At 46.4% G+C, this 22,961-nt stretch carries 20 protein-coding genes and 1 pseudogene; 13 read left to right on the top strand and 8 right to left on the bottom strand.

Features of this window, described 5'->3' with window-relative positions:
* Positions 1-24: 24 nt before the first annotated feature.
* The 6 genes from HUB64_RS22385 (at position 25) to HUB64_RS22360 (ending at position 4,862) form a co-directional block, all read left to right on the top strand.
* On the top strand, positions 25-675 hold the full coding sequence (locus tag HUB64_RS22385; protein ID WP_173497847.1) for an alpha/beta hydrolase: 651 nt from the start codon (positions 25-27) through the stop codon (positions 673-675).
* Positions 676-744: 69 nt separating this feature from the next.
* Positions 745-918: a YezD family protein gene (locus HUB64_RS22380; protein ID WP_105250676.1), complete on the top strand. Its 174-nt coding sequence runs from the start codon at positions 745-747 to the stop codon at positions 916-918.
* A gap of 89 nt (positions 919-1,007) precedes the next feature.
* Entirely contained in the window at positions 1,008-2,021 is a 1,014-nt protein-coding gene (locus HUB64_RS22375) for a sulfate ABC transporter substrate-binding protein (protein WP_173248321.1), read from the top strand.
* Positions 2,022-2,089: 68 nt separating this feature from the next.
* The gene (gene cysT / locus HUB64_RS22370; protein WP_173497846.1) at positions 2,090-2,914 is read left to right on the top strand and encodes a sulfate ABC transporter permease subunit CysT; all 825 of its coding nucleotides are present in this window, start codon (positions 2,090-2,092) and stop codon (positions 2,912-2,914) included.
* 4 nt (positions 2,915-2,918) lie between these two features.
* Positions 2,919-3,770, top strand: coding sequence for a sulfate ABC transporter permease subunit CysW (gene cysW / locus HUB64_RS22365; RefSeq protein WP_173497845.1), 852 nt, complete (start codon positions 2,919-2,921; stop codon positions 3,768-3,770).
* 27 nt (positions 3,771-3,797) lie between these two features.
* Entirely contained in the window at positions 3,798-4,862 is a 1,065-nt protein-coding gene (locus tag HUB64_RS22360) for a sulfate/molybdate ABC transporter ATP-binding protein (protein WP_173497844.1), read from the top strand.
* A 24-nt stretch (positions 4,863-4,886) separates the two neighbouring features.
* Here HUB64_RS22360 and HUB64_RS22355 read toward each other — a convergent pair whose 3' ends face one another.
* Positions 4,887-5,363, bottom strand: a complete 477-nt coding sequence (locus HUB64_RS22355; RefSeq protein ID WP_113940220.1) for a cytoplasmic protein — start codon at positions 5,361-5,363, stop codon at positions 4,887-4,889.
* A gap of 97 nt (positions 5,364-5,460) precedes the next feature.
* Positions 5,461-9,108 carry an EAL domain-containing protein gene (locus tag HUB64_RS22350; RefSeq protein WP_173497843.1) on the bottom strand — a complete coding sequence of 1,216 codons (3,648 nt, stop codon included), beginning with the start codon at positions 9,106-9,108 and terminating at the stop codon, positions 5,461-5,463.
* A 615-nt stretch (positions 9,109-9,723) separates the two neighbouring features.
* Here HUB64_RS22350 and HUB64_RS22345 point away from each other — a divergent pair.
* The 6 genes from HUB64_RS22345 to cyoE all read left to right on the top strand — a co-directional run bounded on the left by HUB64_RS22345 (position 9,724) and on the right by cyoE (position 15,297).
* Positions 9,724-10,113 carry a hypothetical protein gene (locus HUB64_RS22345; RefSeq protein ID WP_173497842.1) on the top strand — a complete coding sequence of 130 codons (390 nt, stop codon included), beginning with the start codon at positions 9,724-9,726 and terminating at the stop codon, positions 10,111-10,113.
* Between the two features lie 189 nt (positions 10,114-10,302).
* Complete coding sequence (gene cyoA / locus HUB64_RS22340; protein ID WP_173497841.1) at positions 10,303-11,406, top strand: ubiquinol oxidase subunit II; 1,104 nt, start codon at positions 10,303-10,305, stop codon at positions 11,404-11,406.
* A 2-nt stretch (positions 11,407-11,408) separates the two neighbouring features.
* On the top strand, positions 11,409-13,388 hold the full coding sequence (cyoB, locus tag HUB64_RS22335) for a cytochrome o ubiquinol oxidase subunit I (protein ID WP_105250684.1): 1,980 nt from the start codon (positions 11,409-11,411) through the stop codon (positions 13,386-13,388).
* A 1-nt stretch (position 13,389) separates the two neighbouring features.
* Positions 13,390-14,010, top strand: a complete 621-nt coding sequence (gene cyoC, locus HUB64_RS22330) for a cytochrome o ubiquinol oxidase subunit III (RefSeq protein WP_011787513.1) — start codon at positions 13,390-13,392, stop codon at positions 14,008-14,010.
* The gene (gene cyoD, locus HUB64_RS22325; RefSeq protein ID WP_011787512.1) at positions 14,010-14,351 is read left to right on the top strand and encodes a cytochrome o ubiquinol oxidase subunit IV; all 342 of its coding nucleotides are present in this window, start codon (positions 14,010-14,012) and stop codon (positions 14,349-14,351) included. The genes cyoC and cyoD overlap by 1 nt, the downstream gene beginning before the upstream one ends.
* A 13-nt stretch (positions 14,352-14,364) precedes the next feature.
* Positions 14,365-15,297 carry a heme o synthase gene (cyoE, locus tag HUB64_RS22320; protein WP_131525506.1) on the top strand — a complete coding sequence of 311 codons (933 nt, stop codon included), beginning with the start codon at positions 14,365-14,367 and terminating at the stop codon, positions 15,295-15,297.
* Between the two features lie 111 nt (positions 15,298-15,408).
* Here the strand turns inward: cyoE and HUB64_RS22315 are convergent, their stop codons facing one another.
* The 5 genes from HUB64_RS22315 to HUB64_RS22295 form a co-directional block, all read right to left on the bottom strand.
* Positions 15,409-15,933, bottom strand: coding sequence for a protein disulfide oxidoreductase (locus tag HUB64_RS22315; RefSeq protein WP_173497840.1), 525 nt, complete (start codon positions 15,931-15,933; stop codon positions 15,409-15,411).
* Between the two features lie 25 nt (positions 15,934-15,958).
* Positions 15,959-16,843 (bottom strand): thioredoxin domain-containing protein, encoded by an 885-nt coding sequence (locus HUB64_RS22310; protein ID WP_173497839.1) that lies wholly within the window; start codon positions 16,841-16,843, stop codon positions 15,959-15,961.
* A 136-nt stretch (positions 16,844-16,979) separates the two neighbouring features.
* The gene (locus HUB64_RS22305; RefSeq protein ID WP_173497838.1) at positions 16,980-19,091 is read right to left on the bottom strand and encodes a protein-disulfide reductase DsbD; all 2,112 of its coding nucleotides are present in this window, start codon (positions 19,089-19,091) and stop codon (positions 16,980-16,982) included.
* A 400-nt stretch (positions 19,092-19,491) separates the two neighbouring features.
* Positions 19,492-19,920, bottom strand: coding sequence for a hypothetical protein (locus HUB64_RS22300; RefSeq protein ID WP_173497837.1), 429 nt, complete (start codon positions 19,918-19,920; stop codon positions 19,492-19,494).
* A 403-nt stretch (positions 19,921-20,323) separates the two neighbouring features.
* Positions 20,324-21,073 carry a 3-oxoacyl-ACP reductase family protein gene (locus tag HUB64_RS22295; RefSeq protein WP_173497836.1) on the bottom strand — a complete coding sequence of 250 codons (750 nt, stop codon included), beginning with the start codon at positions 21,071-21,073 and terminating at the stop codon, positions 20,324-20,326.
* A 185-nt stretch (positions 21,074-21,258) separates the two neighbouring features.
* Here HUB64_RS22295 and HUB64_RS22290 point away from each other — a divergent pair.
* Positions 21,259-22,178 (top strand): annotated as a pseudogene (locus HUB64_RS22290) (LysR family transcriptional regulator).
* Between the two features lie 46 nt (positions 22,179-22,224).
* Here HUB64_RS22290 and HUB64_RS22285 read toward each other — a convergent pair.
* Positions 22,225-22,872, bottom strand: coding sequence for a CatB-related O-acetyltransferase (locus HUB64_RS22285; protein ID WP_012588864.1), 648 nt, complete (start codon positions 22,870-22,872; stop codon positions 22,225-22,227).
* Positions 22,873-22,961 lie beyond the last annotated feature (89 nt).

Raw genomic sequence — 22,961 nt, 5'->3', positions numbered from 1 at the left:
AACTCACATCTTGGAGGATGAAATATGGCAACCTTATTAATTGTGCCAGGGTTTGGTGGTAGCGGCCCTTTACATTGGCAAAGTTGGATTGCACAAAAATATGAATCAGCTATATGGGTCAATGACTTACCACTATTGGAGCCTAAGATTCATATCTGGGCCAATGCCATTTGCCGCGCAATCGATCAAATCGAAGGTGAAATCATCATCCTTGCCCACAGTTTTGGCTGTTTAGCGACAAGCCTTGCCATCGCTCATCATCCACAGCGGGTAGCAGCAGCTATTTTAGTCGCGCCAGCATCACCAGCACGATTTTCTGAGAATGGACACATTCTGCCTGAACACGATGGCACTCAAACGATCAAACACTTGTTGCCAAAACATCCCTTAGGTGTCACTGGGCTTGTCATTGCCAGTGAAAACGATCCTTGGATGCCCTTTAATCAAGCTGCAAAACTGGCAAAGAAATTTGGATTCCCAACAATCAACTTAGGGTTAAGTGGCCACATTAATGTCGATTCCGGACATGGACAGTGGCCCCTCATTGATGTGCTTATTGGTAATCTTATCTATCAAATAGAAAGTACAACTCGGATCCAGTCTAACGATCTCGCAAACTCAAACACACAAAAGACACACTTATTACATAAAAGAATATCAAATCGCAAAATGTAACTTTTTAGTTATCGATATTTGATTATAATTCCAATTACGTTGTCAAAAACCACTTACATGAGGACTGATATGGCAACCAAAGAAGATCTACAAACCGTGATCCCCGTGCTCGTCAATAGTTTAGAAAAACTACTGGGTAGAATTGAGTTTGGGACAGTGGAATTAACCTTTCACCATGGGAAATTAGTGCAATTAGAAAAGAAAGAAAAAATTCGTTTAGACCAAGTTACGCCGTCAAAATAAAAACGAAATTTACCACCCAATCAACACAGTTAGGCCACATCGCTGACCGGTCAACCGGAAGCCTTATTAAATAATATGAGGATTTCGGTATGAATATTTTATCTCACCTACAAAAAGCAACACTCACCTTAGTTTTGGCCTCGGCTAGTTTTCTCGCACTCGCTGAAGATACGCTATTGAATGTTTCCTATGATCCAACCCGTGAATTCTATCGGGAATATAACCAACTCTTCAGCCAATATTGGCAAAAACAAGGCCATAAAGCCCCAACCATACGTCAATCTCACGGTGGCTCAGGCTCGCAAGCTCGCTCAGTTATTGATGGATTAGAAGCGGATGTTGTCACTCTGGCACTGGCCTATGACGTTGATGCATTAAGGCAAAAAGCGGATTTAATTCCTGAAAATTGGCAAAGTCGCCTACCACACAATAGCTCGCCCTATACCTCGACCATAGTGCTATTGGTTCGCAAGGGAAATCCCAAAAATATCCATGACTGGAATGACTTAGTTCGTGAAGGTGTAGAAGTCATTACCCCAAATCCTAAGACTTCAGGTGGGGCGCGCTGGAACTATCTCGCCGCTTGGGGTTATGCACTGAAGCAATACGGCTCAGAAGAAAAAGCGTTAGAGTTTGTCACTCAGATTTATAAAAACGTACCAGTGCTGGACTCTGGCGCCCGTGGCGCAACCAATACCTTTGTACAGCGTAACATTGGCGATGTGTTCATCGCTTGGGAAAATGAAGCCATATTATCAGTTGAGCAGTTAGGAAAAGGTGAATTTGAAATCATTGTTCCAAGTGTCAGCATTCTTGCCGAGCCACCAGTGACAGTGGTAGATAAAAATGTCGATCGCAAAGGGACACGTAAGTTAGCAGAAGCTTACTTAGCACATCTCTATACTGATGAAGCACAACACTTAGCTGCAAAACACTTTTATCGCCCGACAAACCCAGACATTGCGTTGCAATACAAAGACAAGTTTCCACAACTGACGCTCTTTACCATTGATGAGGTTTTTGGTGGCTGGAACAAAGCACAAAAAACGCATTTTAATGATGGTGGTCAATTCGATTCTATTTTAACCAAGATTAGCAAGTAATCTTTTACGCGGTTTCATTAATACGAAACCGCCCATTGGTTTCACTTATCTCGCAACGGAATAATGATATGAGCAAGGTTGTCATAAAATCTGTGCTACCTGGATTTGGTATTACCTTAGGCTTCTCAGTTTTATATTTAAGTTTGCTATTTCTTATTCCTGTAGCCGGATTAGTTCTGTTTACGCTGCAAATGAGTTGGGCTGACTTTTGGGTCGCAATTAGTCATCCTCAGGTTGTAGCCTCATACAAGCTGTCATTTACGGCGTCTTTTATTGGCGCCAGCATTAATGCCATTTTTGGGACTCTCGTCGCTTGGGTGTTAGTACGTTATCAATTTTTTGGTAAAAAAGTCGTCGATGCTTTAGTCGATCTGCCTTTTGCCTTACCGACGGCTGTCGCAGGCATCGCGCTCGTAACGCTTTATTCGACTACCGGATGGGTAGGCCAATATTTACATTTATGGGGTATTAAAGTCGCCTACAGTCAAATTGGGGTTGTGATCGCCTTAACTTACATTGGTTTACCCTTTGTCGTGCGAACAGTACAACCGGTTTTAGCAGACTTTTCAAAGGAACTTGAAGAAGCCTCAGCATCCCTCGGGGCTAATCGATTAACCACCATAAGAAGAGTGATCCTACCTGCGATATTACCTGCATTATTAACGGGTTACGCCTTAGCCTTTGCGCGTGCTGTGGGCGAATATGGTTCCGTCATTTTTATCTCGGGCAATTTGCCCTATCGCACCGAAATTACTCCACTACTGATAGTGGCAAAAGCTGAGCAATATGACTATAACGGCGCTGCGGCTATCGGGGTGGTCATGCTCGCAGCAGCTTTCCTCTTATTGTTATTAATTAATAGCCTACAGTGGTGGGCGAGTAAAAGAGGTTAAGTCTATGGGCCAAATATTGACTGTAAATCATCACGCTACCACTGAGGCACCTTGGATAAAGTGGAGTTTAATCGGGATCGCATTAAGCTTTCTCGCACTGTTTCTGGTTTTGCCATTAGCGGTTGTGCTCTACGGCGCATTCGAAGCGGGTCTCAAGGTCTGGTGGCAAGCCGTGACCGATCCCGATGCGCTCGCTTCCATTCGCCTCACCTTGTTAGTGTTAATTATTGTTGTGCCCACCAATGCTATTTTTGGTGTCGCCATCGCTTGGGCCATTGCTAAATTTGAGTTTAGAGGCAAAACCATACTGATCTCGATAATCGATATGCCCTTCGCTATTTCACCCGTCGTGGTCGGGCTGATTTTTGTGATCCTCTTTGGTGCTCAAGGCTGGTTTGGGCCTTGGCTTGCTGCCCATGATTTAAAAGTGATTTTTGCCGTTCCGGGCATAGTCATTGTCATCATGTTCGGCACTTTGCCCTTTATTGCCCGCGAACTCATCCCACTGATGCAGCAACAGGGCAAAGATGAAGAAGAAGCCTCACTCACCTTAGGTGCCAGTGGTTTAAAGACCTTTTGGTACGTCACATTGCCGAACATTAAGTGGGGCTTACTCTATGGAGTGATCCTATGTAATGCCCGTGCTATGGGTGAGTTTGGTGCGGTAGCTGTGGTCTCTGGGCGCATTCGCGGTGAGACCAATACTATGCCGCTACACATAGAAGTGCTTTATAACGAATACATGTTTACGGCCGCGTTTGCCGTGTCATCCCTGCTTACAGGTTTAGCACTGGTCACTATCGTGCTGAAAAGCCTTGTGGAGTGGAAAGATGAGCGCAAACATCAAATTAACTAAACGCAACGTCCTTGGGAACAGAGCATTATGAGCATACACATTCAACAAGTTAATAAGCGTTTTAGTGATTTTGTTGCCGTTGACTCGGTCAATTTAGAGATCAAAACCGGAGAGCTGACGGCCCTTTTAGGTCCATCCGGCTCAGGCAAAACAACGTTACTCAGGATTATTGCCGGACTCGAACAGGCCGACAGTGGCATAGTCAGATTTAATGGCGAAGACATCACCACACAGCATGTGAGTGAACGCGGTGTCGGTTTTGTATTCCAGCATTACGCCCTGTTTAAACATATGACTGTATTCGAAAATGTCGCCTATGGACTCACAGTCCGACCACGAAACACACGGCCGAGTAAGTCAGAAATTGCCGATAAGGTGCATTCATTACTCAAACTCGTCCAATTAGATTGGACTGCTAATCGCTATCCATCACAACTTTCAGGCGGTCAAAGGCAACGCATCGCACTCGCCCGTGCGCTTGCGGTCGAACCTAAAGTGCTACTGTTAGACGAACCCTTTGGCGCGCTCGATGCAAAAGTCCGCGCAGAATTACGCCGCTGGTTAAGACGCTTACACGATGAGATTAATGTCACTACCGTATTTGTGACCCATGATCAGGAAGAAGCACTCGAAGTCGCAGACAAAATCGTGGTGATGAATCAAGGTCGTATCGAGCAGCAAGGTACGCCAGAAGAAGTCTATGACAATCCAAGCAATCCTTTTGTGTACGAGTTTCTTGGCAATGTGAACCTATTTCATGCCCGGGTAAAACAAGGGCATAGCACTATAGGCAATATCCACATTTCCTCACCAGAGCACACTATTAGCGAAGAGCAACAAGGCTTAGCCTATGTGCGCCCACACGAAATCGAAGTACTGACACAACCAACTGAAAATGCCCTTAAAGTCAGTTTAGACTTAGTAACCATAGTTGGCCCAGCAGTAAGATTAGAAGTCCTAACTGAGCTAGATAACCAACTGATCCATGTTGAATTATCTAAAGTGCAATTTAAACAACTTGGCATAAACAAAGGTGATAGCGCTTGGATCCAGCCGCGCTATACCAAAGTCTTTTTAGGGGAAGGTATTTAGCCACTCACCGCCCTAATCAATAGATCAGAACTTCAAGGTCAAGGACTGACCTTCACCCATTCCCTGCCACTCAACACTCAAATCCATAATCTCATTGAGAATATGATCAAAATCTGTTTGGTTAACAGTAGGAACGGCTAAGTCTCGACTGCTACAGGCTTGCTCTAACAGATAAATAAAGCCGTCATAGGTTGGCGTTTCACCCGACCACAGTAGCGACTGCAGGGTCTCAACTATGGATTCGGTTTGCCACACCTCCGTTTTATCAGCGATGGCGCGGGAGGTTTCATTATGCTCTAAGGTAAAGCTGATATCGGCGCCAGCTCTGATCTGCGAGAAGAAAGCGCCTTGAATATGCAGGCGTTTTTCAACCACATAGTGGATCATATCGTGAGGTGCTATACCTTGTTCTGGCATTTGGGTTTGGGTCGCACTACCGTCCATGCGCACACAGCGCAACTGGCCATAACGCTGAGTACCTTTAGTGAAGATGACTTGCATAAAACCATCCTTAGTATTTTGATTAACGCATGCATAATGCGAACTCAAGTATAGTCCAACTCTGCGCCAGCATTAGAAAAACAACAACACTCTGCCGTTATAAATTACGCTGGATAAAGCGGAAACACTCTTCTGCCGCTAAGGGTTTACTAAAGTAAAACCCTTGCACTAAGTCGCACCCCATACTCGACAATAATACCAATTGCGCCTCGTTTTCAACCCCTTCAGCGACCACAGTTAACCCCAATTCATGGGACATAGAAATAGTTGCAGCGCTAATGGCTGCATCATTCGAGTCGGTCTCAATATCCTTCACAAAGGATCGGTCGAGCTTTAACCTGTCTAAGGGCAAGAGTTTCAAATAGGATAAAGAGGAATATCCTGTACCAAAATCATCGATGGCGAGTTCGATACCATGTTGACGTAATTCCGCTAATAGGCGCGCATTCTGCTCAGGATATTGCATCGCCACACTCTCGGTGATCTCCAGCTCCAGCGCTCCTTTGCCCAACTTATGCTTCACCAGCACATTGGTAATATCGGCGACTATCGTATCCTTACGGAGTTGATGTGCCGACAGATTCACTGCCATTCGCAACTCAGTGGCACCCGCAGCGCGCCAAACAGCAAGCTGCGCCATCGCCGTTTCTAACACCCATTGGCCAATTGGGATGATCATGTCGATCTCTTCGGCAATGGGAATAAAACGGTCAGGCGCTATCATGCCAAATTCGGGATGCTGCCAGCGCACAAGCGCTTCGACACTGACCACTTGCCCGCTTCTAATATCAATTTGTGGCTGATAATGCAGTCGTAATTCGTCGTTTGCTAACACTTGCCTCAGGCCAGTTTCAATATGCTGGCGCTCAGTGATCAAAGTGTTCATTGCCGCAGTAAAGAATTGATAGTTATTGCGTCCAGCCGCTTTTGCGCGGTACATGGCCATATCGGCATTTTTCATCAAGGCTTCAACACTGTCACCATCATTGGGGAATAAACTGATCCCTATACTTGGCGATGAATGTAATGCTTGATTATTAATCACATAGGTTTGACTCAAACCACTGCGCAGCGCCTCGGCTAAACTGGCCACTTCATCATGGTTCGTATCGGACAAGGCAACCACAAACTCATCGCCCCCCAAACGCGCCACAGTATCATTATCACCAACGATGTATTTCAAACGTCGGGCCACCTCTAGCAACAGTTGATCGCCCACATGATGGCCCAAGGTATCGTTGATATTTTTAAAGTGGTCCATGTCGATGAACATTACCGCTATTTGGCTGTGGGATACCAGAGCATCCTTAAACACCACTTCGAGGCGCGACTGCAAGCTCAGTCGATTAGGCAATAAGGTCAAAGAGTCATGATGGGCAAGGAAATGAATGCGTTCCTCACTGACTTTACGCTCACTGATATCGGTAAAGCTGCCAATATAGTGACTCACGGCACCAGAATCATCCCGCACCACAGACATCATCAACCATTTCGGGAAATCGTAGCCTTGTTTATGCCTATCCCAGACTTCACCTTGCCAGAAACCCGTTTGTTCGAGGGCAGCACGGACTTGAGAATCGATACTTTTATCCGTTCGTTCAGCCTCTATAAAACGGCAGTTTTTACCAATAATGTCCTCTCGGGAATAACCCGTGATCTGAGAAAATGCGCTATTCACATCCACAATAATATCGTTGGCATCCATAATCGTGATGCCTTCACCACTCTGCTGAAATACTTGCGCCAAGAGATTTACCCGCGCAACGGTACGCTCCTGCTCAGTAATATCTTCGACAATAAACAAAATTAGCTGTTCACCATTAGCACCAGTAACTAAAGCCCCGTTGAGGCGCACCGCCACTAATTGGCCATTTTTATGTAAATAATGCTTCTGATAGGGGCCGTAACGGCGCGTCTGCTTTAAGCGCTCTAATTGCTCAGTTTCACTTAATTGATAACGCTTTGGGGTAAGATCCCAAGGATCAAGTTGATTAAGCTCATCGAGTGAATAACCCGTAATCGCTTGAAAGGCGGGGTTAATCGCCACAAATTGACCATCATCTAAACGTTTAAGCACATGCCCCACAGGGGCCTTATCAAATAGGTTTCGATATTTTTGCTCACTTTCAACCAAGGTAGCTTGAAAAGCCTGACGGCGGGCAATTTCCTTCGACAATGCCATGGTTTTTTCTGTCACTTTTTCGGCAATACGTTGGCGCTCGCCGGAGGAAACCAGTGTCATGCCGCCCACGACCGCACAAGTGATAAAGGCGAGCAGCAGCATCAGTAGCGATAAGCTAAAAGTATCGCCCATCAGCACCGCATAGGATTGATAAATCACTATATGCCAATGACGATCCGCTAACATCAGGTTTGCCTGAAAATACTGCCCAGTTTTATCGCTGAAGAGCTTGCTGCTAAATTCGGGGAACGATTTTCGAGTATTGCTATAAAGTAAGGTACCGCCCGCACTCATATCTGTCAGTTGCCACTGCAACCCTTTTACACTATCAACATCATCAATAATGCCTTGCAAATCAATTACGGCTGAACAGAACCCTGAGATCTTACCCAATCGGTCAAAAGCAGGAGCAATGAGTAAAGTACCACCAGGACCATTGGGATCTTGTGCTAATTGAATCTTGGCCGTCATCACGGGTGCTAACGTCGCACGCACTTTTGCGATGGCTGCGGCTCGCGTCGGCTCACTATTGAGATCTAATCCCAAGGCCGCTTCGTTACCTATCTGCGGCTGAATATACATCACAGGGACTAGCCAACCATCAGTATTCGCCTGCCAGCCTTCGGGACGAGTCACTTTGTAGGAACCACCAACCACAGAACGAATGGATGCCTCAAAACTTTGCTGATCGGCTGCCGCCACAAGCGGTGACCAAGACCAAGCTCTAAAGCCATCCTTCATCAACATATTGCGTTTGCCAAACTGTACAAACTCATCTTCAGAAACCTGCTCGCTATTATCGAACAAGCTTGCTAAGGCAACAATTTGTTGGAGGTTCGCATCTTGAAAACTTTCAATATTGCTAATAATCGCATTAGATTGAACCAGAAACTTATCCTGTAACTGTTGGCGCTGATTCATATCTGAGTAGTAATAAATCCCCACGCAAAATAAAAAGCCCACCAGCAGAGGCACACCCGTCTGAATGCGGCGAGAACGCCAAATAACTCGCTTATCAAATAGCAACATAGTCAGAGGGATAAAAATCACGGCACCGAGCAAATCCCCAGTCCACCAATTTATTAAACTACCCAGTAAATCGGACTGTGGAATCGTACCGTTAATCACTAAGGAGAAATTGCCAAAAACAGTCGCTACTGTACAAGTTAAAGCTAAACTCAAGCAGGATTTAATGACGGCGTTAGGATTATCTAGGGTGAATAAATGATCGACTCGCCCAAGAACATAGGCAGAAAGCACTGCCTGTATAGATGAGCCAATTGAAATCGCAAAGGGCAACCACCCCCAATGGATATGTCCGCTGATGTTGAGATTAATCAACAAAGAACCAATGAACACGCCAATCCAAGGCGCATATTCCTTCCATAAAACACAAGCGGCAATGGCAATACCTGCGGCAGGCCAAATTGCAGCAGAATATCCAGGCGGCAAAGCAATCATCAAACCAATTTCACCTACAATAACGTAAGCTAAGGCGATGAAAATGTTTACCTTAAGGTATGGGATAAATGACTTTATGTGTAGTCCTTCATGATGACGCACTTCAAGAATTGAGAAGCATCATGCCCTACTCACAGGCTCAATCTCAAGCACATATCAGGGGCGAGATAAGTTCACAGTTTAATAATCGGTTTATCTAATGTAAATAGCGTAAATGACTGACACAATCACTCATTTAACGTGATGTTTTTATTTGAGATGCCGATCTCAAATGCACTTAATCACACAGCCAAACTTGGCGAGCCCAATCTTGCGACAAACAAGCTAACCCATCAAGACAACTATCGGCAACATTAGCCCCGCCATAGAAGTTAAGCTTAGTCTTTTTGCGGGTAAAGCTAACATGTTTATAGGGGCTGTAATCAACTCAATGACGCCACGAGCAAATCAACTTTAGTCAAAATGAATAAATGATAGGCTTCACAATTTTTTATTTTATGAGAACAAAATCAGTTTAAATACTGTTAATTTTGTAAAATTAACGTTCTAACTTGGTTTTAATTAAGGTTTTTTTAATACTTAAGCCCTTTTACTACGGGGATCCGCTTTCATTCAATAGCCGCTTCTTGGTATCCTCCTGCCGCATAAAAAAGTTACATGCTGAATATTTTTTGTTCTGCCAACTGACTCCTTTTCCCGTTCAGCCGGACTCATTAATTGAAATTAGCTCTTAGCCAATTCATTGCTGAAAGATTGAACCTAACTATTCGGCTTTCAACCTTTAGCATGACAAATCTAGCCCTGTTTTTCGGGTTATTGTTTGTGCTGCCTATTGCTGACGTTTTATCCGTGTTGATCGGCGGTTGTATCGATATTAGTGAATTAATCAGCCTCAGCAATGGCTTTTTAGCCGAGTTTATCGGCGCTAGTTTGCTCAGCCTGTTATTACTCAATCCCCTCGTTATTCTGCAGTTATGGCATTTAATCGACTGCTGCTTCAAATTTTTCAATCATCTCGATTTAACTAACGCTTCACTTTTTTTAGCACCCCCAAGGCTAAAATCCCTCGAACATACCGCCCACGGTTGTCGCGCTCCGCCATTTTAACCCTCTGTTTTTAAATTCAAATTAAGCATTAAGCACTGAAAGCTGATCTTAGATTTGCCTCGGGATGGCGGCACATTGTTGTGTCATGCCTCTTGGGTTTCAGGATTTGCGCTCAGATAACGCCGCTTAGTGCGACTGCCGGTTAACGCTTGGCAGAGTTGTAAACCTTAGGGTTAGAGGAATCTTCCTTTGTTAATTCGAAAATTAAGTAAAGCAGCAATCGCGGCAGTAGCACTCATGCTCGCGGGTTGTGATGGCGGTGTGTTGGACCCTAAGGGCCAAATCGGTATCGATGAAAAACACCTGATTATCGTCGCCACCCTACTCATGCTCATTGTCGTTATCCCTGTGATTGCCATGACATTGTACTTCGCGTGGAAATACCGCGATGGCCGTGATCAGGAAATCTATGCGCCTAAATGGGCACACTCAACGGCGATTGAAACCGTAGTGTGGATAGTGCCGATTGTGATCGTGATAGTGCTCGGTGTGATCACTTGGGGTTCGACCCATGATCTTGATCCATACAAGCCTTTAGAACACGAAGCGAAACCCGTCACGGTTGAAGTAGTGTCGCTGGACTGGAAATGGTTATTCATTTATCCAGAACAAGGCGTGGCATCGGTCAATGAGTTGGCGTTCCCAGCCAATGTGCCGGTGAACTTTAAGATCACCTCTGACACTGCAATGAACTCCTTCTTCATCCCTCAGTTAGGCAGCCAGATTTATTCTATGGCGGGCATGACCACTAAGCTGCATTTGATCGCTAACGAGCCCGGCACCTTCGACGGTATCTCGGCTAACTACAGCGGTGCCGGATTTGCGGGCATGAAGTTTAAAGCGATTGCCACTCAAACACCTGCTGACTTCGAGGCATGGGTTGCCAAGTTAAAACAACAGGGCAAGACATTGGACTCAGCGGCCTATGCCACACTGGCTAAACCGAGTGAATACAATCCAGTTGAATACTTTGGCTCAGTGAGCAAAGGGATGTTTGACCAAATCGTGATGCAATACATGCACATGGACTCACATGAGGGCATGAAAGGTCACGAAGGAATGGACATGCACGCAGGCATGGAACACATGGGCACTGAGCACACATCTGACATGGCAGACATGAAAGGTATGCACGACATGGCACATATGGCAGGCGAGCACGCGATGGAAAATACACAGAACATGGCCGACATGGATAGCTCAGCACCTTCTGTACCGTCATTAACACAAGACTCATCCACAGAACCTTCATCATTAGAGCACTCATCCACTCACAAAGTGGAGGCGGAGTAATCATGTCATTTCTCGGTAAATTAAGCTTAGATGCGATTCCGTATCACGAGCCCATCATCATGGTGACCCTAGCGGTCGTCGCAGTGGTAGGTTTGTATATCGCAGCCTTGATCACTAAACACAAAAAATGGAGCGTACTCTGGAATAATTGGTTAACCTCAGTTGACCATAAACGCCTCGGTATCATGTACATAGTGTTGGCTTTAGTGATGCTCATTCGTGGCTTCTCCGATGCCATTATGATGCGTACCCAGCAAGCACTCGCCACCAACGGCGCAGCAGGTTATCTGCCGCCAGAACATTACGACCAGATCTTCACCGCCCACGGCGTGATCATGATTATCTTTATGGCGATGCCATTTATGATAGGTCTAATGAACTTAGTGGTGCCGCTGCAGATTGGCGCCCGCGACGTTGCCTTCCCCTTCTTGAATAACCTCAGTTTCTGGCTGACCGCCTCTGGCGCTGTGCTGATCAATATTTCATTGGGTTTAGGTGAATTTGCTAAAACAGGTTGGGTGGCGTATCCCCCCCTATCAGAACTGGCTTACAGTCCGGGGGTTGGAGTCGATTACTATATCTGGGCACTGCAAATTTCAGGCATAGGGACAACCTTAACCGGGGTGAACTTTATCGCCACCGTACTGAAGATGCGCGCCCCCGGCATGAAGCTGATGCAAATGCCAATCTTCACTTGGACTTGTACTTGGGCGAACATTTTGATCGTCGCGTCATTCCCAATCTTAACCGCCGTGTTAGCTATGTTAACGCTCGACCGTTACATGGATTTCCACTTTTTCACCAATGACGGTGGCGGTAACGCCATGATGTATATCAACCTATTTTGGGCGTGGGGACATCCTGAAGTTTACATCCTGATTTTGCCTGCTTTTGGTATTTTCTCCGAGGTGATCTCAACCTTTACGGCTAAGCGTTTGTTCGGTTACACCTCTATGGTGTGGGCGAGCGGTGCGATTTCAATTTTAGGTTTCATCGTTTGGTTACACCACTTCTTCACTATGGGCTCAAGTGCCAACGTCAACGCCTTCTTCGGGGTGATGACTATGGTGATTGCGGTTCCAACCGGGGTGAAACTGTTTAACTGGTTGTTCACTATCTACCGTGGCCGCCTACGGTTAACGGTACCTGTGTTGTGGACGCTAGGCTTTATGGTGACTTTCACCATAGGCGGTATGACAGGTGTGCTATTAGCCTTACCAGGAGCCGATTACGTTCTACATAACAGTTTGTTTTTAATCGCGCATTTCCATAACACTATTATTGGTGGTGCGGTATTTGGTTACTTAGCAGGCTTTGCTTACTGGTTCCCGAAAGCGACAGGTTTCCACTTGAATGAGCGTTTAGGTAAAGCGTCATTCTGGTGCTGGCAAATCGGTTTCTACGTGGCCTTTATGCCGCTGTACGTATTAGGCTTTATGGGTATGACGCGCAGAATTAGCCATACGGATAACCCAGCGTGGAACGTGTGGATCTACTTAGCCGCTGTGGGCGCTTGCATCATCATGGTCGGTATCATTCTGCAGTTTATTCAACTGTATGTGAGTATCCGTGACCGCGACCAAAACCGCGATACTACGGGCGATCCATGGAATGGCCATACGTTAGAGTGGTCAACCGCTTCACCACCACAGTTCTATAACTTCGCTAAGCTGCCACAGGTTGCTGATATCGATGCCTTTACCGATGCGAAAGAAAAAGGCGTGGCTTATCAAGGCCTCAAACACTATCAGCCAATCCATATGCCGAAAAATACCTCAAGCGGTATCTTAATGGCGCTGGGGATCACTGCCGCGGGTTTTGCCGCTATTTGGCACATTCTCTGGTTAGCCATTGTGGGCTTAGTGGGCGCGTTTATCGTGTTCTTATTCCGTGCCTATAACAATGACGTCGACTATTACGTGCAACCCGATGAAGTGGCTCGCATTGAAAATGCCCACTTAAACAATGTAGTAAGGGGCTGATATGAGTATTGCAATCCCAGCAGATTTAGAAGTAGCTCACGCAGAAGATCATCACGAACACCATGATACGAGTGGCAACACCCTGTTTGGTTTTTGGATTTACCTGATGACCGACTGCATTTTGTTTGCCTCGGTTTTCGCAACATATGCAGTGCTCTACATGAACACGGACGGTGGCGTTTCGGGTAAAGACATTTTCGAATTGGACTTTGTGCTGATCGAAACTGCCGCCCTGCTCGTCAGTAGTATTACCTATGGCATGGCGCTGATTTTTGCTAAGCGCCATAACAAAGCCGCGACCTTGGCTTGGTTACTCGTCACCTTCGCCCTCGGTTGTGTGTTTATCGGGATGGAAGTCTATGAGTTCCATCACCTGATTGAACATGGCAATGGCCCACAGCGCAGCGCTTTCCTGTCGTCCTTCTTCACTCTGGTAGGTATGCACGGCTTGCACGTGACCGCAGGTCTGATTTGGATGGCGATCATGATGATTGAAGTGGCGAAAACCGGTTTAGGTCATCGCAGCATCACCCGCCTGAGCTGCTTAAGCCTGTTCTGGCATTTCCTCGACATAGTGTGGATTTGTGTATTCACGGTCGTGTATTTATTGGGAGCACTGTAATGAGCGCACATAGTCATACTGATAAGCCTAGCCATGGCACTGACGATCTGGCCGCGAGCATTAAGTCATATCTAATGGGCTTTGTGCTGTCAGTGGTATTAACTGCCATTCCATTTTGGGCGGTAATGACCCATCACTTCGAGAAAGCGACCACCCTTAGCTTAGTGCTAGTGATGGCGATAGTGCAGATAGTGGTACATCTTAAGTACTTCTTGCACTTAGATTTCTCGAAAGAAGGCAAAGTGAACACCTTCTCCTTCCTGTTTACCGCCCTGATTATTGTCATGGTCGTCGGCTTGTCGGTGTGGATCATACTCGAAGCCAACGCTTTGATGATGTAACGAGAAACAGTCTATGCAAACACAAGACAGATTTATGTCACCGCAATGGAAAGCACGCTTCAAAGGGTATGTGCAGGTTACTAAGCCTGGCATCATTTTCGGGAATCTGATTTCCGTTGCTGGCGGTTTTTTATTAGCCGCCAAAGGCGACGTAAATTTGGTCTTGATGCTGGCGAGCTTAGTGGGATTGTCCTTAGTTGTAGCCTCGGGCTGCGCTGTCAATAACTGTATTGACCGTGATATCGACGCCAAGATGCAGCGAACCTGCAAACGCGTGACCGTCACGGGCGAAATTGCCGTGGGTAACGTACTCGCGTTTGGACTCGCCTTAGGCGTGTTGGGCTTTAGCATCTTAGCCTTGTTTACCAATGCATTAGCCCTGCTATTTGCCGTTATTGGTTACATCGTTTATGTGGGGGTTTATAGCCTCTACATGAAACGTAACTCAGTGTATGGCACTTTAGTTGGCAGCTTCTCGGGCGCAGTACCGCCCGTGGTTGGCTATTGCAGTGTGACAGGGCAAATGGACATGGGCGCAGCTATTTTGCTGTTGATGTTCAGTCTATGGCAGATGCCGCATTCCTATGCCATCGCGATTTTCCGTTTTAATGACTATGCGGCAGCCAATATTCCAGTACTGCCGGTTGCAGAAGGCATGACCAAGGCAAAACTGCATATCGTGCTTTATATTGCTGTGTTCGCCTTAGTCAGTGCGCTGTTACCACTCGCGGGTTACACAGGTATCGCCTTTATGGCAGTCACCTGTGCCACTAGCCTGTGGTGGCTTGCCATGGCACTAAAAGGTTATCGCCACGGCGTCGACATGCAACGCTGGGCTCGCCAAGTGTTTGGTTTTTCAATCATCACTATTACGGCGCTCAGTGTGACTATGGCGCTCGACTTCCAAGTTGTGAGTCAGGCACCACTGCTCACTTTAGTGAAGTAAATCCTAAGCTTTCAGCTAGTTCTCTAGTCCTGAAATAAGTTGATAATACAAAAGCGCTAACCAAGATTAGCGCTTTTTTTCTCTCCTAAAACAGCCCCTGAAGCATCACTTCTAAGTGAACATCATTCGCCACCACATACCGGGTAGGCTAGTAAAGCCTGTCGTATAGTGTTTTAGATCACCCTCTTTAAAGATCATAATGGTTGGCGTCGCCTGCAATGACCAATCACGGGCAATCTTGCTGTCACTATCATTAATAGTGTCAAAGCCATAGCCTTGATGCTGAAGATATTTTCTCAGTTTCTCATCCTCCCCCGAATTCATGGCAACCGTCACCACGGGGTAATAGGCCGACATTTGATTGACTGCCGGGCTGACAAAATTACACACAGGGCACCAAGTGCCCCAGAAGTACACTAATACCGCCTGATCTTGACTTAACGTGGCAATATCAAGCGCTTCCCCTGCCAACGTCGTCCCTTGGAGCTGCGGCAAATTATCCCGCGGGATATCTTTGCCGCGCCAGATGTCCATCACGCTGGTCACGATAAGAGCAATGAGCAGCCAAAGTGCCAGCTGCTTAATCCAGCCCAATATGCGTTTAGGTAAAGATATCGAAACCTGTTCGGCGCTCATATTTTCAGTTTCCTTTGGCGGCATCTTAACTGCTCTTCTGCGTCTTATCTTTAGCGGCAATCGCGGCTTCAAGCTGCTCTTTTAACACTTCGTAAGGCACTAATCCGGGAATAAGCGTATCGGCCACTATCATACTTGGAGTGCCACCTATACCTAACTCATTCATTAAATTAACATTGTCATCTACCATTTTAGCCACGCGCTCATCTGTGTTGCCAACCCAACGCTCGGTTGCCGTCAGTTTAGCGACCTTAGCGATGGCGGCGGCATCGAGCCCACGCGGACTCGACATCAACATATCCTTCACCTTGAGATACTTTTCAGGCTCGTTTAACCAAACCGTTTGGGCAAAATCGACCGCCATTTTAGAGCCTTCGCCCTGCAGCGGCACCATTTTGACTATGATTTTTAACTGCGGAAATTCTTCAATCAGCTGGTTCAGCGAAGGCTCGATTTTCTTGCAGTATGGGCAGTTAAAATCGGTGAAGTACACCATCTCAATCTCAGGTGTCGCAGAGCCCTTCCACGGATCGCTTTTGGTCTCATACATGGCTTTATGATGGGTTACTAGGCTCGTTTGCATGGCTGTATTGGCACCCTCTTGCTCCCTTGCTTGCCACGCAATAATTGCTTCTCTCATTAGGTCAGGATCATTGATCAAGGCATCTTTAAGAATCGCTCGGACCTCTTGCTGCTGGGCAGCCGATAAACTGCTGTCCTTGGCATAGGCCATGGTGCTCACCGAAGGCAAGGAAACCACCAGCATTGTCATGGCGACACCCGAGACAGCAAACATCTGCAACTTGCGATGTTTGAATAAAGAGCTAAATTTCGACATCTTAGTGCCTCCGATGACTTGAGTATTCTGCATTGATTCAGTGATGTTTTGTGCTTCAATTGTCTGTTTCATAATCGATTTCCATTGTCTTAAGTCAGAGTTATCCCTGACCTGAGTATTTGTTGAGTGCCACTCGACTCGCTATTGAATGAGACTCGCCAGTGATATTGCCGAATGACATGTCCGAGTGAATGGCTGTTCGTTAGCGTTATTTCTCTGCCGCTACTGATGACTTTTCAAGGGACGCTGAGGCCTGCTCAATCGCAGCGAGCACAAGGTCAGTCGATAGAATTTCCGGCAGCTCAATCCCCTGCGGTGCACCCGGGCCGTAAACCACGTTGAATGGCACCCCAAAACGATGATGGCTTTGCAGGTAGTGAGTAATGGGCTCAGAAGGCGTAGTCCAATCGCCCTTCATCGGCAAAATATGCGGCTGTTGCAACAGGCTATAAACAGGGTCTTGCAGGATCACGCCAACTTTATTGGCCTTACAGGTAATGCACCAATCGGCAGTGACATCGACAAATACTGTCTTGCCCTGGGCGACCTGCTGATTAATCAATGCTTGATCCAATGGCGTCCAAGCAAGATCCGCAGGTAAAGGTTTAGCCCACTGGTTCGCCGTCATAAATGCAATAACCGCCGACAGTAAAATGCCGATACCTAAGCAGCTCACAATGGCAATCGCGCCATATTTTTTAGCCATAAACACCATAAATATCAGTGTAATGACACCAGCTAATGGCCAGAGGTAGAACACATCAATAAAGCTAGCCAACAGGCTAATCAGCCACAAACTGGTGAGGAGCAACATGCCGGAGAAAAACACTTTGACTGTGTTCATCCAGCGACCGGGTTTAGGGAAATAACCCGCCACTTGCGGAAATGCCGCCACAATCAACCAAGGGAACGCCATACCCACGGCCAACGCAGTGAAGATGGCAAACAAGCTCAGTACATCGGCGCCCAAGGCGAAGGCGACCGCAGTACCCAAAAATGGTGCACTGCACGGTGTCGCCAGTAGCGTCGCAAACATGCCCTGTAAAAAGTGCCCGCTGTTATTATTGCCGCCCGTCGTCGCTAACTTGGTTTGCACGTTAGAGGGTAAGTTAATCTCAAATACACCTAACATATTGAATGCAAAAACTGTGGTCACCAGCGCCATAAAGCCGATAAACCAAGGGTTTTGGAACTGCACGCCCCAACCAATCGCCTGCCCTGTAAGCTTAAGCATTAAGATAAAGCCAGCGAGTAACCAGAATGAGGCCAATATCCCCAGCGCTGATGCGATGAACTGTTGGCGGATTTGATTGCGCTTAAGATCTGGCGCGGCCACCACTGAACTGAGCTTCATGCCAAGCACTGGTAACACGCAGGGCATGACGTTTAAGATCAAACCACCGATAAGCGCTAACAAAATCATGCCAAATATCGAGGTGCTTTCTTGGGTAATTACCACAGGCTTAACCTCGGCGCTGTATTCCAACGCCCGCTCGCTATCGGCGACAGTCATGTTCAGCGATTTACCTAAGACTTCGGGCTCACCCAGCCAACTTTTACCGCTAAAAATACCGACCAATTGCTTGCCGTTAACATCGCTTTCACTCGGTTTTAAGCTCACTAGCTTAAATGTGGTATCTGGCTCGCCATCGATAATCACTGTGGGTTGCTGCCAATTGGCATCATTGAGTCTGACTTCAAGTTGACCTTTGGCGGCATCCCAACCCATTGTCATGGCAGGATTTTGGCCCTCTTGGGTCAACACTTTTTGTGGCACAAGCGACACGGCCTTGTTGTAAGCCAACATAGCATCGGTATCCGCTTGCAGCGCATTAGGCGTGAAGTCGAGACTAATCTGATAATCCGTCAGTACACAGATGGTGGTACAGGTCGACAAGGTCACTTTGCCGCGCAGCTGAGTTGGAGCAGCGATATCATCGACTTTTAGGGTTAATGGGAAGGTGGTATTACCTTTATAACCAAAGGTTTGTAATCCCAATAATAAGAATTCCTCTGGCGCAGGCCATCTCCAATCCACTTGCTGTAGATTGTGTGAGCCATCCCATTTTATCGTCGGCGCGATACCGCCTTCCCCAGGACTACGCCAATAGGTTTTCCAATCGCCCTCAAGTTGTACTTCAAGCACAGCGGGCAAAGTATTCGTTGCAGGATCAACCTCCCCCGTTAGCATAAAACGTACTTTGGCTGGAGGGTGATTATCATTAACCAACCACCCCGTCGATGCGGCCATTAGCGACGGACTCGTCACTATCAAGGCGAGTATCCAGAATCTGGTTAACATGGATTTTAATGTACTCATTTTGTCCCCCAAAATATGCATTAACTGTTTGTTATTCAATTGCATATTAATCTCTTCGATATATCGTCAGCATTTGCCATTGCAATACTTAAGCGCTGTTAGACCAAACTAAGTTAAACAAGACTCTGTGCTGCTGCGTGCATGCTTACCTTGCTTCTAGGCCATATAAATATTGGCTAACGCTATGTTCTGGTTACCAATATCGTTATGGCTTAAGAAACATCAGCGTGATAGCAGGCTTAAGTTCAAGCAGTCAGATAGGGAGGTGTGATGTGTAAAATCGGATGTTCTGCAGCCGCTTAACTTTCTTTTCTACCGGCAAACTGGCGAGAAAAGTCAAATATTGACTGAGAGAAAGCATGCCTAAACAAACCCACCTATCAAATTGATAAATAAGTTTTTATTCTTGAAAGCGACAATGTGTGAGATGTATTCGCCTAGGTTTAGCTTGATAACCTTGTATGGGTAACAGTGTTATCACGCGGGAGGCGCGGGGAAGTAACGGCAGTAGGAACAGCAGGATAAGAAATGGGATGGTACTCGGAGTGTCGATACAGGTTCGGATCGATTTCTCAGACAATTCACATTTTTTAGGTTCACTTTTGACCAGCTCAGTACCCGCCGCTTGAGCATCGGCGTGGCTAGCCATATTGTTTGAAGCTGAGCTGCTGTTTAAAGCTGAACTTGAGTTTAAAACTGAGTTGGCGCTAAAACTAGCACCAGAAAAAGACGTAGCCGACATCGCTTGCGCGCTCGACTCCTTGAGCAACAAGTTAAGTATTCCACTATTTTGAGTCAAACAGAACAAGGTCAGAATGGTAAACACCATCACGCCCCATAGGTTGCCTGTTTGCTTAGTCGATAACTTAGATATTTGGATTTCCCTTCGTCTTATTCTTTGATAATAAAGATAAAAAATGAGTGTCTTTCAACAGATAGCTGAAGATAAGACCGGCGGATTGTAACAATAGTTCATCAACAAGCAAATTATTTTGCCTTGCCTGAGTCAAGCCATAGTCCACCATTTCAATAAAACCACGCTTTGCTGACGGATAATTTGAGTAACAACGACCTAAGTTCTTACCATCATACTCAAGGAGTTTTTATGCTCTAACATATTGATTCTGCATAAATAGCCACAACTTAAGCAAAGCCCGCCAGAGTGACTCTTGTGCAGGCTTATTAATGACTGGAATCAAACTTTTTGCCGAAAAGATAAATACAGACAAAGCTTATGCAGAAAACCCACCATCAATCATCAAACTCGCACCAGTGATATAGCCCGCTTCTGGGCCCGCGATAAAGGCAACAAAGCTTGCGATCTCTTCGGCTTTACCAAAACGCCCTAGGGCGCCCATCGCCTTAACGGGCTCAGATGAATCACCGTTATCAGGGTTCATATCAGTATCCACAGGGCCTGGCTGAATGTTGTTCACTGTAATAGCTCGTGGGCCTAAATCCCGCGCGAGTCCTTTGGCTAAACCGACTAATGCCGATTTACTCATGCCGTAAATCGCACCACCTACAAACGGAATACGTTCAGCGTTGGTGCTACCGATATTGATGATGCGGCCGCCGTCATTCATGTGCAGCGCCGCTTCTTGGCTCGCCACAAACACACTGCGCACGTTAGTGTTAACAGTTCGCTCCCAGTCCTCTAACGTCAGGTTCTCGATGCTATCCCAAATCAACGTGCCCGCATTATTGACCACTATATCTAAGCCACCGAAATGCGCTTTGGTCTCGCGGATGGCACGACGAATCGCCTCCGGCTCTGTGCTGTCGGCCTTAATGGCAATGACTTGACCACCATGGGTGATAACTTCGTCAACTAGCAATTGCGACTGCGCCTCAGATGAAACATAGGTAAAGGCAACCGCTGCGCCGTCACTCGCTAAACGTTTAACAATGGCGGCACCGATACCACGACTACCACCTTGTACAAAAGCCACTTTACCTTGCAGATTATTCGACGATTTCATAGTTAGCTCACTCAATAGGAGGTTAAGGTTGATTGTATAGAAAAACCTTTTTAATCAATTACAAAATGACGTTCGCTTGTACGTTAACGCTCATTTTCATACTGTGGTAGTTGCTTACGCGATTCACTTGCCATGATTAAGTCACTAAAATGACCTTCACTAAGTCCTATAAGGAATTAATTGCCGTGATAAATAATCAATTTGTTGAGATACGCCATTTCGTCACAGTTGCCCAGCTCGGCAGTTTTACCTTAGCGGCGCAGGCGTTAGGCATGACTGGTTCGGCACTCAGTAAAAGCATAGTGCGATTAGAAACCCGCTTAGGCACTAAGCTGCTGCACCGCACCACAAGGCGTGTGAGCTTAACCAATGATGGCGATTCATACCTCACAGATTGCCAAAATGCCATGGCAATCCTAGACAATGCACAGAGCCGACTCGGCAGCGAACAGCAAATTCCTCAGGTCGAGTGCGAGTAGATTTACCTGTGACGTTTGGGCGGCGATATATACTGCCAACCCTATTATCGCTATCGCAAAAATATCCCAAGCTCGAGTTATCTATTACCTTTAACGATAGAGCGACTGACCTGTTCAATGATGGCATTGATTTGGCGGTGCGTGTCGGACAACTCGGCGACACTGTGGATTTAGTCGCCCGCAGATTAGGGGAACAACGCCGAGTGATCTGCGCATCTCCCGCCTATTTCGCTCGACTTGGTACGCCACAAGACAAAGAAGATCTCAGCCAGCACCAATGCATTGTCGGCTGGCCGCTTGGGCAGCAACATCGCTGGTTACTTAAAAATGAGGATGGGGTCACTGAGGCCTATGACATTCCAGTACGCCACGAAATAGCTGATTGCGAAGCCATTTTAGCGGCCACACTGGCGGGAGTGGGTTTAGCGCAAGTGCCAATATGGTTGGTTGAGGACTATCTTAAAACTGGTGAACTTATCTCGGTACTGGACGAACTCGCCAGTGACGACACACCTATCCACCTGATTTGGCTTAAAACCCCTTACCTCCAACCCAAGCTACGGGTGATCATCGAAGAACTGGTCGACTTAGCGAAAGCGCCCAAAAGCAGATTTAAGGCAGGATAAGTAAAAGGCCTCGACTGAGCGCGACCTTTCACTTTGGGACTAACGGTTATTTGCTTTGATGTACGGATTGGTCATAGCGAGTGATCGCTTTGCTGAGCGCGTCAAAATCCGCCGAACACAAATACCGCTTTAAGCTTTCAAACTTTTCGGCAGGCCAATCGTAGATTTTTAACGCCAGTAACTCAGTAATAACGTCTTTATCAAACCGATACTTGATTAATTTCGCGGGTGATCCCGCCACAATACTGTAGGGTTCGATATTTTGGGTGACAACACTATTTGCGGCAACAACCGCACCTTCACCTATCGTCACCCCTGGCATCAACATACATCTCATGCCTAACCAAGCCCCATCACCAATATGAGTATCGCCTTTACCTACATAGGCCTCCTCGATGAAATCCATAAAGGGATATAAACAAAACCAATCCGCTCTATGCGTATGATTTCCGCCCATTAAGATCACAACTTCGGCGGCGATACACACATAGTTCCCGATATAAAGTTTATCGATAGGCCACTTAGGCTCCCACTCACGGCTCACTTCATCACCATGAAGATATCTCACTGCTGATCCCTCAAAGCCAGCATCCCAGCAATCACTGTAATAGCTATGTTGGCCTTTGACTATAATATTGGGATTGGTGACCACCTCGTGCAATAACTGAACTTTTGACCAATGCTTTTTCTGCATTGCAAATCCTCTTTATAAACAAAATTATTAATACGAAACATAATGTTATGAGAAGTTTTACATTAGAATAGTCAGTGAATACGCGGCTG

This window comes from Shewanella sp. ISTPL2, assembly GCF_013283205.1.
In the GTDB taxonomy this organism is placed as follows: Bacteria; Pseudomonadota; Gammaproteobacteria; order Enterobacterales; family Shewanellaceae; genus Shewanella; species Shewanella oncorhynchi.
The sequence above is the reverse complement of the archived record's forward strand: the minus strand, read 5'-3'. Positions and strand labels throughout refer to the sequence as shown.